Annotated in this window: 9 protein-coding genes, 2 tRNA genes and 3 rRNA genes; 12 read left to right on the top strand and 2 right to left on the bottom strand. The window is 61.3% G+C overall.

Translation table 11 applies throughout. The features are described 5' to 3' along the window. The first annotated feature begins 4 nt into the window (after window positions 1-4). The 4 genes from ASF44_RS10310 to ASF44_RS10295 are packed head-to-tail and all read left to right on the top strand — an operon-like array spanning window position 5 to window position 3,142. Window positions 5-490, top strand: a complete 486-nt coding sequence (locus tag ASF44_RS10310) for a chemotaxis protein CheW (protein ID WP_056899137.1) — start codon at window positions 5-7, stop codon at window positions 488-490. A gap of 29 nt (window positions 491-519) precedes the next feature. Then, the gene (locus ASF44_RS10305; protein WP_235579183.1) at window positions 520-1,356 is read left to right on the top strand and encodes a CheR family methyltransferase; all 837 of its coding nucleotides are present in this window, start codon (window positions 520-522) and stop codon (window positions 1,354-1,356) included. Next, window positions 1,343-2,047, top strand: coding sequence for a chemoreceptor glutamine deamidase CheD (gene cheD, locus ASF44_RS10300; RefSeq protein WP_082524664.1), 705 nt, complete (start codon window positions 1,343-1,345; stop codon window positions 2,045-2,047). The genes ASF44_RS10305 and cheD overlap by 14 nt, the downstream gene beginning before the upstream one ends. A 3-nt stretch (window positions 2,048-2,050) precedes the next feature. Further along, window positions 2,051-3,142, top strand: coding sequence for a chemotaxis response regulator protein-glutamate methylesterase (locus ASF44_RS10295; protein WP_056899135.1), 1,092 nt, complete (start codon window positions 2,051-2,053; stop codon window positions 3,140-3,142). A gap of 2 nt (window positions 3,143-3,144) precedes the next feature. Here the strand turns inward: ASF44_RS10295 and ASF44_RS10290 are convergent, their stop codons facing one another. After that, a complete protein-coding gene (locus tag ASF44_RS10290) occupies window positions 3,145-4,761 on the bottom strand; it encodes a phospholipase D family protein (protein WP_056899134.1) in 1,617 nt (538 codons plus the stop codon). A 67-nt stretch (window positions 4,762-4,828) separates the two neighbouring features. Further along, window positions 4,829-6,721 carry an ABC-F family ATP-binding cassette domain-containing protein gene (locus tag ASF44_RS10285; RefSeq protein ID WP_056899133.1) on the bottom strand — a complete coding sequence of 631 codons (1,893 nt, stop codon included), beginning with the start codon at window positions 6,719-6,721 and terminating at the stop codon, window positions 4,829-4,831. Window positions 6,722-7,153: 432 nt separating this feature from the next. Between ASF44_RS10285 and ASF44_RS10280 the strand changes: the two genes are divergently transcribed. The 8 genes from ASF44_RS10280 (at window position 7,154) to ASF44_RS32820 (ending at window position 13,685) form a co-directional block, all read left to right on the top strand. Next, window positions 7,154-8,684 (top strand): 16S ribosomal RNA (locus ASF44_RS10280). Window positions 8,685-8,781: 97 nt separating this feature from the next. Then, window positions 8,782-8,858, top strand: a tRNA-Ile gene (locus ASF44_RS10275). Between the two features lie 24 nt (window positions 8,859-8,882). Next, window positions 8,883-8,958: transfer RNA gene (locus tag ASF44_RS10270), tRNA-Ala, on the top strand. A 326-nt stretch (window positions 8,959-9,284) separates the two neighbouring features. Next, a 23S ribosomal RNA gene (locus ASF44_RS10265) occupies window positions 9,285-12,158 on the top strand. Window positions 12,159-12,283: 125 nt separating this feature from the next. Further along, window positions 12,284-12,391: ribosomal RNA gene (gene rrf / locus ASF44_RS10260) — 5S ribosomal RNA — on the top strand. The 16S, 23S and 5S rRNA genes sit together here with 2 tRNA genes alongside, the layout of an rRNA operon. Before the next feature lie 251 nt (window positions 12,392-12,642). Next, a complete protein-coding gene (locus tag ASF44_RS10255) occupies window positions 12,643-12,993 on the top strand; it encodes a transposase (protein ID WP_056899132.1) in 351 nt (116 codons plus the stop codon). Continuing rightward, entirely contained in the window at window positions 12,969-13,319 is a 351-nt protein-coding gene (gene tnpB / locus ASF44_RS10250) for an IS66 family insertion sequence element accessory protein TnpB (protein ID WP_369820914.1), read from the top strand. Before ASF44_RS10255 ends, tnpB begins: the two co-directional genes overlap by 25 nt. Before the next feature lie 63 nt (window positions 13,320-13,382). Beyond that, window positions 13,383-13,685, top strand: coding sequence for a hypothetical protein (locus ASF44_RS32820; protein ID WP_056899130.1), 303 nt, complete (start codon window positions 13,383-13,385; stop codon window positions 13,683-13,685). Window positions 13,686-13,780: the final 95 nt, after the last annotated feature.

Raw genomic sequence — 13,780 nt, 5'->3', positions numbered from 1 at the left:
ACGCATGGCAGCAGTTCTGGACAGCACCGAGGGTGCCAACGCATCGGTGGCGGGCGAGTACCTGACCTTCCGGCTTGGGCAGGAGGAATACGGCATCGACATCCTCAAGGTGCAGGAGATTCGCGGCTACGAGCAGCCCACGCGCATCGCCCACGCGCCGGTGTTCCTGAAGGGCGTGGTGAACCTGCGCGGCACCATCGTGCCCATCGTCGACATGCGCCTGAAGTTCAACTGCGCGCAGGCCGAGTACAACAGCTTCACGGTGGTGATCATCCTGCACCTGCGCGCCCGCATCGTGGGCATCGTGGTGGACTCGGTCAGCGACGTGCTGCAGCTGCAGGCCGACCAGATCCGGCCGGCGCCGGAGGTCGAGACCTCGGTCGATGCGAACTGCATCGTCGGCCTGGGCGCACTGAGCGAGCGCATGCTGATCCTGCTGGACATCGAGCGCCTGATGTCCGGCGTGGACATGGGGCTGGTGGCGGCCTGAGCCGCGCCACGCGAACCATGGCAGCTGTCATGGCAACCGGCCAGGACCCCTCGGTGGGCCGTGAGTTCGCCTGGACGCAGGCGGACTTCACGCGCGTGCAGCGCCTGATCTACCAGCGCGCCGGCATCTCCCTGCACGACGGCAAGCACGCCATGGTCTACAGCCGGCTCTCGCGCCGGCTGCGCGACACCGGGCACGACAGCTTCGACGAGTACCTGAGCTGGCTGGAGCGCGACGACGGCGCCGAGTGGCAGGAGTTCGTCAACGCGCTGACCACCAACCTCACGGCCTTCTTCCGCGAGCAGCACCATTTCGTGCTGCTGGACCAGCACCTGCGCCAGCACAAGCCGGCCGGGGGCAACTGGCGCATCTGGTGCAGCGCGGCCTCCACCGGCGAGGAGCCGTATTCCATCGTCATGACGGCGATGGAGGCGTTGGGCGGGTCCACCGGCTTCGGCTTGTGGGCCAGCGATATCGATTCGAAGGTGCTGGCCACGGCGCAGCGCGGCGTGTACCGGCTCGAATCGCTCAAGGGCGTGAGCCAGGAGCGGCTGCAGCGCTTCTTCCTGCGTGGCAAGGGCAGCAATGCGGGCCTGGTGCGCGTGCGGCCCGAGCTGTGCAAGGCGGTGGAGTTCCTGCCCGTGAACCTGATCCGCAACGACTGGCCGTTCCGCGAGCCTTTCGACGTGGTGTTCTGCCGCAACGTGATGATCTATTTCGACGCGCCGACGCAGCGCGCCGTGCTGGAGCGCATCCACCGCGTGATGAAGCCGGGCGGCCTGCTGTTCGTGGGCCATGCCGAGAATTTCAGCGAGTCGCGTGACCTGTTCACGCTCAAGGGAAAGACCGCGTATGAGCGTCGCTGAGCCAGGCTTCCTCGGTGGTCGCCGTGTGGCACCCCAGGCGGCGCAGCCCGTGGCCCGTGGCGCCGCGGCGCCGGCGGTGTCGCTGCAGCAGCTCAAGAGCGCGCCGCGCAAGCCGGGCGAGGCCTCCTTCTTCTATTTGGACCACCACTTCCAGTACAACGCGGTGAAGGTGCTGCCGGGCGAGTACTTCGTCTCGAGCGACGACATCGTGATGATGACGGTGCTGGGCTCGTGCATCTCGGCCTGCCTGTGGGATTCGCGCGCGCGCATCGGCGGCATGAACCACTTCATGCTGCCCGATGGCGGCGGCGAGGAGGGGTTCGGACGCTACGGCTCGTACGCGATGGAGCTGCTGATCAACGAGCTGCTCAAGAGCGGCGCGCGGCGCGAGTCGCTGCAGGCCAAGATCTTCGGCGGCGCCCAGGTGATGGCCAACTTCACGACCATGAACGTGGGCGAGCGCAACACCAAGTTCGTGGTGGACTACCTGCAGACCGAGCGCATTCCGCTGCTCTCGCAGGATGTGCTGGACATCTACCCGCGCAAGGTCTGCTTCTTCCCGTCGACGGGCAAGGCCATGGTGAAACGGCTGGCCCATGCGCATCCGGAACAGATCGAGATCCACGAGAAGAACGGCAACGCCGCCACCGTGGCCAAGTCCAACGCCGGCGGGTCCGTGGACCTGTTCTGACCGATGGCCAAGATCCGTGTGCTGGTGGTGGACGATTCGGCGCTGGTGCGCAGCCTGCTGTCGGAGATCATCAACCGGCAGAGCGACATGACCTGCGTGGGCGCGGCCAACGATCCGCTGGTGGCGCGCGAGATGATCCGCGAGCTCAACCCCGACGTGGTGACGCTGGACATCGAGATGCCGCGCATGGACGGCATCGACTTCCTGGGCCGGCTGATGCGCCTGCGGCCGATGCCGGTGGTGATGGTGTCCACGCTGACGGCGCAAGGCGCCGAGGTGACGCTGCGCGCGCTGGAGCTGGGCGCGGTCGACTTCGTGGCCAAGCCGCGCATCGGCCTGGCCACCGGGCTGAAGGAGCTGGCGGGCGAGATCGTCGAGAAGGTGCGGGTGGCCTCGGTCGCCAAGTTCCGCAAGCCGGTGCCCGTGGTGCCGGCGCCGGCGGGCACCGCGGCGCCCGCCACCCCGGCACCGCGCAGCAGCTTGCTGGGCCGCGTCTCGACCGAGAAGCTGATCTGCATCGGCGCCTCCACGGGCGGCACTGAGGCGATCCGCGAGATCCTGGTGGCCATGCCGGCCGATGCGCCGGCCATCGTCATCACGCAGCACATGCCGCCGGGCTTCACGACGAGCTTCGCGGCAAGGCTGGACGGGCTGTGCCGCATCACCGTGAAGGAAGCGCAGCACGGCGAGCGCATCCTGCCGGGCCATGCCTACATCGCGCCGGGCGGGCGGCAGTTCCGCATCGAGCGCAGTGGCGCCAACTACATGGCGGTGGTGGACGATGCGCCACCCGTGAACCGGCACAAGCCATCGGTGGAGGTGCTGTTCCTCTCCGCGGCCGCGCTGGTGGGGCGCAATGCCTACGGCATCATGCTGACCGGAATGGGCAACGACGGCGCGCGCGCCATGCGCGAGATGCGCGACAAGGGCAGCTACAACTACGCGCAGGACGAAGCCAGCTGCGTCGTGTTCGGCATGCCCAAGGAGGCCATCGCCCACGGCGCGGTGGACGAGGTGCTGCCCCTTAACCAGATCGCGCCGGCCCTGCTGGCCAAGCTGGGCAGCGCCACCGACCGGTTGCACCACCGCATCTAGGCTCAGAGCATTTCGTCGGGCGCGAGCGGGCCGATGAGCTTGAGCAGCCACTGCATGCCCAGCCCCGCATCGGGCTCGAAGCGGGTGCGGATGGGCGGGCCGTCCGGCGTGTTCCAGACCAGCTCGCCATCGTCCAGCGCCATGCGGTAGGCGTCCTGCTCCAGCACGGGCTTGGCCATTGCTTCGGCCTGGCGTGCCAGCGTGCCGCTGCGGATCAGCAGCGCGATCTCACTGTTCTGCAGCTGCGAGCGCAGGTCCAGGTTCATCGAGCCGACCACCAGCAGGCTGTGGTCGAGCACCAGCGTCTTGGCATGCAGGCTGGCGCGCGAGGCGCCGACGCTGCCGCCCGGCTGGCGCGGCGAACTGCTTTCCGAGCCGCGGCGCACCACCCGCGCCATGCCACCCGATCCGCTGCCCAGCGCGGAGCCCGTGGCGCCCAGTTCGGCGCGCATTTCGTACAGCTCCACGCCCATCTCCAGCAGCCGCTTGCGGTAGCGGGCATAGCCCACATGGGCCAGCGGCGCATCGTTGGAGGCCAGCGAGTTGGTCAGCACGCGCACCCGCACGCCAGCGCGGCGCAGCTGTGCGAAGACTTGCATCATGGGTTCGCCGGGCACGAAGTAGGGCGAGACGATGAAGAGGTCTTCGCGCGTGGCGGCCATCAGGCGCAGCAGGCCGTCGACCACGGTGTCGTCCTGGCCCTCCTGCTCGGACGCGATCTTGTCGGCCTTGTCGACCAGTAGCAGCGCGGGGGCCCAGGTCAGCCGTGCTGGCGACAGGTCCAGCGGTGAGGCGCCGGGGTCGGCATCGGGCTGGTCCAGCGGGTCGTCGGGCTTCTTGAGTGCGTCGAGCTCGTCGGGCGTCAGCAGCGACTGCACGGGGTAGGCGAGTTCGTTGTTCCAGTAGGCGTCGAAGCTGGCCGACATCGCGCGCACGACGCGGCCGGCGGCCAGCACGTCGAGGTCGATGAAGTTGCTCTCCTGCCCCTGGCCGAAGTAGGCGTCGCCCAGGTTGCGCCCACCCGTGATGCCCAGCGTGTTGTCGGCGATGAAGGCCTTGTTGTGCATGCGCCTCTGGGCCTGCTCGATGTTGCCCAGCGAGCCGAGCACGCGGCCGACCAGCGAGCGGCGCGAGCCGGGCAGCGGGTTGTACAGCCGGACCTCGATGTTGGGCACGAAGGCCAGCCGCAGCACCTGCGCGTTCGCGCCGGTGGTGTTGAAGTCGTCCAGCAGGATGCGCACGCGCACGCCGCGGGCGGCGGCATCGCGCAGGCGCTGCGCCAGCAGGCCGGTGCTGGGGTCGGCCAGGATGGCGTAGTACTGCAGGTCCAGCGTCTTGTCGGCCGCGTCGATCAGGCTGAGCCGGCTGGTATAGGCCGCTTCCGTCGCGCCGATCAGGCGAAAGCCCGAGGCGTGGCGCTGGCCGGTCCGGGCGACGTACTCGGCCACGCAGCGCCCGAGCCGGGTGTCTTCGGGCTGCTGCAGGGCCTGGGAGACGGGGCGCTGCACCTCGGCGGGAAGGCTGGCGCAGCCCSCCAGCCACGAGGCAATGAGCGCGATCAGCAGCTGCAGGACCGGCGAGCGGCGGTGGGCGGGCTGGGGGAGGCTGGGCTGCAGCATGGCGCACCGACGGTAACCATGTGTGCGTACGGCGTCTGTAGGCGCAGCCGCTGCGCCGGTGTGGGCGTCAGCCCGCCTGTTCGAGCGCTTCCCAGCGCTCCATGGCCTGCAGCAGTTCGTCGTCCAGCGTGCTGTGGCGCTGCGCCAGTTCGGCGGCGCGCGCGCCGTTGGTGGCGTACAGGGCGCCGCCGTCGAGCTCGGCATCGATCTGCTTCTGCTCGGCTTCCAGTGCGGCGATGCGGGCGGGCAGCGTTTCCAGTTCGCGCTGCTCCTTGTAGCTCAGCTTGCGGCGTGCGGCCGGTGCCGCTGCAGCGGGTGCGCTGGGCTGGGCCGCCACGGCGGGGGCCGGCGCTGCGGCGCTGGCGGCCTCGTGGGCCCGCACCCGGCGCGACTGGTCGAGCCAATCCTGCACCGAGCCTTCGTATTCGCGCCAGCGCGCCGGCTGCTGCGGCGTCGGCTCGTGGGCGATGATGCTGGTGACCACGTTGTCGACGAAGGCGCGGTCGTGGCTCACCAGGAACACGGTGCCGGGGTAGTCCTGCAGCAGTTCCTCGAGCAGTTCCAGCGTATCGATGTCCAGGTCGTTGGTCGGCTCGTCCAACACCAGCACATTGGCCGGCCGCGCGAACAGCCGGGCCAGCAGCAGGCGGTTGCGCTCGCCGCCCGAGAGCGAGCGCACGGGCGAATTGGCGCGGGCCGGCGAGAACAGGAAGTCACCCAGGTAGCTCTTCACGTGCTTGCGCTGGTTGCCGATCTCGATCCACTCGCTGCCCGGGCTGATGAAGTCCTCCAGCGTGGCGTCCAGGTCGATCGCGTTGCGCATCTGGTCGAAGTAGGCCACCTCCAGGTTGCTGCCGCGGCGCACGCTGCCGCGGTCGGGTTCGAGCTCGCCCAGGATCAGCTTGAGCAGCGTCGTCTTGCCGGCACCGTTGGCGCCCAGCAGGCCGACCTTGTCGCCGCGCAGGATGGTGGCGGTGAAATCCTGCACGATGGGGCGCTCGCCGAACGACAGCCCGACTTCGGTCAGCTCGGCGACGATCTTGCCGCTGCTCTGGCCCGTCGCGAGGTCCATGCGCACCCGGCCCACGGCGTCGCGCCGCGCTGCGCGGGAGGCGCGCAGGGCCTCGAGCCGGCCGATGCGGCTCTGGCTGCGCGTGCGCCGCGCCTCGACGCCCTTGCGCACCCAGATCTCTTCCTGCGCGAGCAGCTTGTCGGCCTTGGCGTTGATGACAGCTTCCTGCGCGGCCTGCTCCGCCTTGTCGCGCTGGTAGGTGGCGAAGTTGCCCGGGTAGGACATCAGCTGGCCGCGGTCCAGTTCGACGATGCGCGTGGCGACCCGGTCCAGGAAGCTGCGGTCGTGCGTGATCGTCACGATGCTGCCCTTGAAATCGATCAGCAGATCTTCCAGCCAGGCGATGGAGTCGAGGTCGAGGTGGTTGGTCGGCTCGTCGAGGAACAGGACGTCCGGGCGCGCCACCAGCGCCTGTGCCAACGCAACACGCTTGCGGGTACCGCCCGACAGGTTGCCCACGCGGGCGTTGGCGTCCAGGTGCAGGCGCTGCAGCGTCTCTGTCACGCGCTGCTCCCAGTTCCAGGCGTCGAACGCCTCCACCTGCGTCTGCAGTGCGTCCAGATCGATCCCATCCTCACCGGAGAGATAGGCATCGCGCGCGGCGATCGCCGTGGCAAGCCCGGCGCTGGCCGCCTCGAACACGGTTGCGTCTGCCTGCAACACGGGTTCCTGCGCGACGAAGGCCAGCCGCAGCCCTTGCTGCACGTGCATGGTGCCGTCGTCCGGCTTCTCGATGCCAGCCAGAATCTTCAGCAGGGAAGACTTGCCTGCGCCGTTGCGCCCGATGAGGCCCACACGCTCCGCGCTTTCGAGGGAGAACTGAGCGCCGTCGAGCAACGCAACGTGACCGAACGCGAGATGTGCGTCCAACAGAGTGATCAAAGCCATAGGCTCAAAATTATCCCGGCATCGCTGCCTGCAGGCGCGTTGCAGCGCAAGATCGTCGAAAAAAGTTTGCCCGACTTGAAAAGAGTGTTGTATAGTCGTGGGCTTCGCTGATCACGGCGCCAAGCGCAGTGATCAGGTCTTCACCAGTTGAGCTCAAGCTCGGCGGGCTGAAAGAAAAAACGAAAAAGTTGACCGGCCTTTAAAAAACGTGTCATAATGCAAGGCTTCGCTGAGGCAAGACGAGTTGGCCTGATGGTTGGCGAGTTTAGGTCTTTAAAAATATACAGCCGATAAGCGTGGGCGTTTGGTGCTCAGTTGCCAAGTTCTTCGGAACGAGTGCACTGCACTCAAACGCTCATGAGAATAGAAGTGAAGTCACTTCAATTCCGTTTTTATGAGTTGCTCAAGAGATTGAGCGAAGTAATCAAGATCGAACTATAGAGTTTGATCCTGGCTCAGATTGAACGCTGGCGGCATGCCTTACACATGCAAGTCGAACGGCAGCACGGGAGCAATCCTGGTGGCGAGTGGCGAACGGGTGAGTAATATATCGGAACGTGCCCAGTCGTGGGGGATAACGCAGCGAAAGCTGTGCTAATACCGCATACGATCTATGGATGAAAGCGGGGGATCGCAAGACCTCGCGCGATTGGAGCGGCCGATATCAGATTAGGTAGTTGGTGGGGTAAAGGCTCACCAAGCCGACGATCTGTAGCTGGTCTGAGAGGACGACCAGCCACACTGGAACTGAGACACGGTCCAGACTCCTACGGGAGGCAGCAGTGGGGAATTTTGGACAATGGGCGCAAGCCTGATCCAGCAATGCCGCGTGCAGGATGAAGGCCTTCGGGTTGTAAACTGCTTTTGTACGGAACGAAAAGGCTCTGGTTAATACCTGGGGCTCATGACGGTACCGTAAGAATAAGCACCGGCTAACTACGTGCCAGCAGCCGCGGTAATACGTAGGGTGCGAGCGTTAATCGGAATTACTGGGCGTAAAGCGTGCGCAGGCGGTAATGCAAGACAGATGTGAAATCCCCGGGCTTAACCTGGGAACTGCATTTGTGACTGCATTGCTGGAGTGCGGCAGAGGGGGATGGAATTCCGCGTGTAGCAGTGAAATGCGTAGATATGCGGAGGAACACCGATGGCGAAGGCAATCCCCTGGGCCTGCACTGACGCTCATGCACGAAAGCGTGGGGAGCAAACAGGATTAGATACCCTGGTAGTCCACGCCCTAAACGATGTCAACTGGTTGTTGGGTCTTAACTGACTCAGTAACGAAGCTAACGCGTGAAGTTGACCGCCTGGGGAGTACGGCCGCAAGGTTGAAACTCAAAGGAATTGACGGGGACCCGCACAAGCGGTGGATGATGTGGTTTAATTCGATGCAACGCGAAAAACCTTACCCACCTTTGACATGTATGGAATCCTTTAGAGATGAAGGAGTGCTCGAAAGAGAGCCATAACACAGGTGCTGCATGGCTGTCGTCAGCTCGTGTCGTGAGATGTTGGGTTAAGTCCCGCAACGAGCGCAACCCTTGCCATTAGTTGCTACGAAAGGGCACTCTAATGGGACTGCCGGTGATAAACCGGAGGAAGGTGGGGATGACGTCAAGTCCTCATGGCCCTTATAGGTGGGGCTACACACGTCATACAATGGCTGGTACAAAGGGTTGCCAACCCGCGAGGGGGAGCTAATCCCATAAAACCAGTCGTAGTCCGGATCGCAGTCTGCAACTCGACTGCGTGAAGTCGGAATCGCTAGTAATCGTGGATCAGAATGTCACGGTGAATACGTTCCCGGGTCTTGTACACACCGCCCGTCACACCATGGGAGCGGGTTCTGCCAGAAGTAGTTAGCCTAACCGCAAGGAGGGCGATTACCACGGCAGGGTTCGTGACTGGGGTGAAGTCGTAACAAGGTAGCCGTATCGGAAGGTGCGGCTGGATCACCTCCTTTCTGGAAACTGCAACGAAGCTCAAACGCTCACACTTATCGGTTGTTGGAAGGTTGTCGCCAACTGCTGGGCAGTAATGCCTGCTGAAGCGACCGGCTTGGGTCTGTAGCTCAGTTGGTTAGAGCACCGTCTTGATAAGGCGGGGGTCGTTGGTTCGAGACCAACCAGACCCACCATCCCTCCAATGTCCAATCGTGTTTGGGGGTGTAGCTCAGCTGGGAGAGCGGCTGCTTTGCAAGCAGTAGGTAGCGGGTTCGAGTCCTGTCACCTCCACCAACTTCGCTTATCCAAGAATATCAACACCAAAGTGGCTTTGAAAAAGGCCTCTTTGTTGTTGGTCAAGATCTCTTGATCAATCGGCTGTTCTTTAAAAAATTCATAGAGTTCGAATCAGCGTTGCTGGTGGAAACTGCACATTCGTAAAGGTTTAGTGCAGACCGTGCCACCAGTGACAAAAATTTGATTGCGTCAAACGAATATCAAACTTCACGTTTGAAATTTAAGTAATCTGAACGAAAGTTCAATTACGGCATAACGCGCCAGGTGAAAGACCTGGCAATTCCTTGACAGCTTGTGCTTCGAGAGAGGCATCAAAGTTATAGGGTCAAGTGAATAAGAGCACGTGGTGGATGCCTTGGCAATGATAGGCGACGAAGGACGTGATAGCCTGCGATAAGCTTCGGGGAGCTGGCAAATTAGCTTTGATCCGGAGATTTCCGAATGGGGAAACCCACCTGCAAAGGTATCGCATGATGAATACATAGTCATGCGAGGCGAACCGGGTGAACTGAAACATCTCAGTAGCTCGAGGAAAAGACATCAACCGAGATTCCGAAAGTAGTGGCGAGCGAAATCGGAAGAGCCTGTTAGTGATAGCGCGACTCTTAACGGAACAGTCTGGAAAGGCTGGCCATAGCAGGTGATAGCCCTGTACGTGAAAAGAGACGTGTGGTACTGAGCTAACGAAAAGTAGGGCGGGACACGTGTAATCCTGTCTGAATATGGGGGGACCATCCTCCAAGGCTAAATACTCATCATTGACCGATAGTGAACTAGTACCGTGAGGGAAAGGCGAAAAGAACCCCGGGAGGGGAGTGAAATAGATCCTGAAACCGCGTGCTTACAAAAAGTAGGAGCCCGAAAGGGTGACTGCGTACCTTTTGTATAATGGGTCAGCGACTTACATTCAGTGGCAAGCTTAACCGAATAGGGAAGGCGTAGGGAAACCGAGTCCGAACAGGGCGTCTTAGTCGCTGGGTGTAGACCCGAAACCAAGTGATCTATCCATGGCCAGGATGAAGGTGCCGTAACAGGTACTGGAGGTCCGAACCGACTAGTGTTGCAAAACTAGCGGATGAGCTGTGGATAGGGGTGAAAGGCTAAACAAACTTGGAAATAGCTGGTTCTCTCCGAAAACTATTTAGGTAGTGCCTCAAGTATTACCTGCGGGGGTAGAGCACTGTTTAGGCTAGGGGGTCATGGCGACTTACCAAACCTATGCAAACTCCGAATACCGCAGAGTACAGCTTGGGAGACAGAGCACCGGGTGCTAACGTCCGGACTCAAGAGGGAAACAACCCAGACCGCCAGCTAAGGTCCCTAAAATTGGCTAAGTGGGAAACGAAGTGGGAAGGCTAAAACAGTCAGGATGTTGGCTTAGAAGCAGCCATCATTTAAAGAAAGCGTAATAGCTCACTGATCGAGTCGTCCTGCGCGGAAGATGTAACGGGGCTAAGCCAGTTACCGAAGCTGCGGATTTGCAATTTATTGCAAGTGGTAGGAGAGCGTTCTGTAAGCCTGTGAAGGTGGCTTGTAAAGGCTGCTGGAGGTATCAGAAGTGCGAATGCTGACATGAGTAGCGTTAAAGGGGGTGAAAAGCCCCCTCGCCGTAAGCGCAAGGTTTTCTACGCAACGTTCATCGGCGTAGAGTGAGTCGGCCCCTAAGGTGAGGCAGAGATGCGTAGCTGATGGGAAACAGGTCAATATTCCTGTACCGATGTGTAGTGCGATGTGGGGACGGATCTTAATAGGTCATCCGGGTGTTGGATATCCCGGTTTAGGCAGATGTAGGCGTCAGGTAGGCAAATCCGCCTGACATATACCGAGGCTGCCGATCGAGCGAGCTTGCTCGCGAAGTGATTGAACGAGGTTCCAGGAAAAGCCACTAAGCTTCAGCTGCACACGACCGTACCGCAAACCGACACTGGTGCGCGAGATGAGTATTCTAAGGCGCTTGAGAGAACTCGGGAGAAGGAACTCGGCAAATTGACACCGTAACTTCGGAAGAAGGTGTGCCCTAGTAGTGTGAAGTGAACAACGGAGCATGAATGGGTTGCAAAAAATCGGTGGCTGCGACTGTTTATTAAAAACACAGCACTCTGCAAACACGAAAGTGGACGTATAGGGTGTGACGCCTGCCCGGTGCTGGAAGATTAAATGATGGGGTGCAAGCTCTTGATTGAAGTCCCAGTAAACGGCGGCCGTAACTATAACGGTCCTAAGGTAGCGAAATTCCTTGTCGGGTAAGTTCCGACCTGCACGAATGGCGTAACGATGGCCACACTGTCTCCTCCCGAGACTCAGCGAAGTTGAAATGTTTGTGATGATGCAATCTCCCCGCGGAAAGACGGAAAGACCCCATGAACCTTTACTGTAGCTTTGTATTGGACTTTGAACAGATCTGTGTAGGATAGGTGGGAGGCTTTGAAGCAGGGTCGCTAGATCTTGTGGAGCCAACGTTGAAATACCACCCTGGTGTGTTTGAGGTTCTAACCTAGGTCCATTATCTGGATCGGGGACAGTGCATGGTAGGCAGTTTGACTGGGGCGGTCTCCTCCCAAAGCGTAACGGAGGAGTTCGAAGGTACGCTAGTTACGGTCGGACATCGTGACGATAGTGCAATGGCATAAGCGTGCTTAACTGCGAGACTGACAAGTCGAGCAGATGCGAAAGCAGGACATAGTGATCCGGTGGTTCTGTATGGAAGGGCCATCGCTCAACGGATAAAAGGTACTCTGGGGATAACAGGCTGATACCGCCCAAGAGTTCATATCGACGGCGGTGTTTGGCACCTCGATGTCGGCTCATCTCATCCTGGGGCTGTAGCCGGTCCCAAGGGTATGGCTGTTCGCCATTTAAAGAGGTACGTGAGCTGGGTTTAAAACGTCGTGAGACAGTTTGGTCCCTATCTTCCGTGGGCGCTGCAGATTTGAGGAAGCCTGCTCCTAGTACGAGAGGACCGGAGTGGACGCACCTCTGGTGTATCGGTTGTCACGCCAGTGGCATTGCCGAGTAGCTATGTGCGGAAGAGATAACCGCTGAAAGCATCTAAGCGGGAAACTCGTTCCAAGATGAGATCTGCCGGGGCCTTGAGCCCCCTGAAGAGTCGTTCTAGACCAGGACGTTGATAGGCGAGGTGTGGAAGCGCAGCAATGCGTTAAGCTAACTCGTACTAATTGCTCGTGCGGCTTGACCCTATAACTTTGATCGCTTGAACAGCATCAAGGTTGTTATGCCAAGTGACGCAATCAAAATACAAGCTGATTGAAACTCTATGAATTCGCCGTGTTGATCACAACGATCAGCACAGCAACAAGTTATGCCTGATGACCATAGCAAGGTGGTCCCACTCCTTCCCATCCCGAACAGGACAACGCCTTTGCGCCGATGATAGTGCGGGTTCCCGTGTGAAAGTAGGTCATCGTCAGGCTCCTACAGCCAAAACGCCCAACCTCATGGTTGGGCGTTTTTATTTTGGCGGGCGATTGTTCTGGCGGGATAGTTCTCCAGCCTGAGCGTTAGTTGGACCACCTTGACCAGGTTGACGGCACTACCAAGTCTGGTTGATCTTGTCGGTTGACTCGTCCGGGATGTAGTACCTTCGTATCCGTTCGGCCAAGTCATCTTGAATCGCTCGCGTGCAGCGGCACGGATCGCGTCCACGTAACTTAGGTGGACGCGATGACAAGCGAGAAGACAGAGACACGGCGGCGGTACAGCGCGGCAATGAAGGCCCAGGTCGTGGCCGAGTGCGGCAAGGCCGGTGCGTCAGTGGCCAAGGTCGCGATGACGCATGGCATCAATGCCAACGTCGTGCACCGTTGGCGGCAACTGGCCCGTGAGGGCAAGTTGCAGGTACCTGCCACGACAGTCGAGTTCATCGCGTTGCCGCTTGCCATGCCGGCAGTTCCCGCAGTGACACCAGCAGACATCCGCGTCGAGCTGCGCCGCGGCGCGGTCACGATGAACGTCACCTGGCCTGCCAGCGCAGCGGCAGACTTCGCCGTGTGGACCCGCGAGCTGCTGCGGTGATCCGGGTGGACGCGATCTGGCTCGCCTGTGAGCCCATGGACATGCGTGCCGGTACCCAGACCGCCCTTGGCCGTGTGGTCAAGGTCTTTGGCCAGGCGCGGCCCCACCACGCCTACCTGTTTGCCAACCGGCGGGCCAACCGCATGAAGGCGTTGGTGCACGACGGCATTGGCATGTGGCTGGCGGCCAGACAGCTGAACGTGGGCCGCTTCGTCTGGCCCAAGGAGGGCAACACGCTGGCCCTGACACGGGCGCAGATGGACGCGCTGGTGCTGGGTTTGCCTTGGCAGCGCATTGGCGAGGCCGGGGTGATCACGCTGGTGTGAGCCGTCCATTGCGGACAGTGCTGATGGCGCCCTGCAGGTGGTGCTGGCAGCATCACCGCCGTAATGGACAGCAGCAACAACCACGTCATCGATCCAGCCTTCGCGGGCATGAGCTTCGCTGACGTATGCGCGCTGGCGCAGAGGCAGCAAGCGCAGATCAAGCACATCAGCGCCCTGAACGCCAAGATGGCCCACGAGATGGCCGTGCTCAAGCGGCTGAAGTTCGCCGCCACGTCGGAACGCTTCGGCCCTGAGCAAAAGAGCCTACTGGAGGAAGCCGTCGACGAGGACTTGGAGGCGCTGGACCGGGAGATCGGCAAGCTCCAGCGGCCGGCCAACAAGCCGGGCGACAAGCACAAGCCCTGAGGTTGCCCCTGAAAACCGGAGTGCGTAGCCCGATCTTCAAGCGGCAGATTTGCGCTGCGCCGCCAACCAGCGTTGTTCGAACTGCATCGGGCTGA

The sequence above is a fragment of the Pseudorhodoferax sp. Leaf274 genome, assembly GCF_001422445.1.
GTDB lineage: Bacteria > Pseudomonadota > Gammaproteobacteria > Burkholderiales > Burkholderiaceae_C > Pseudorhodoferax.
This window is presented reverse-complemented; position numbering and strand designations above follow the sequence as displayed.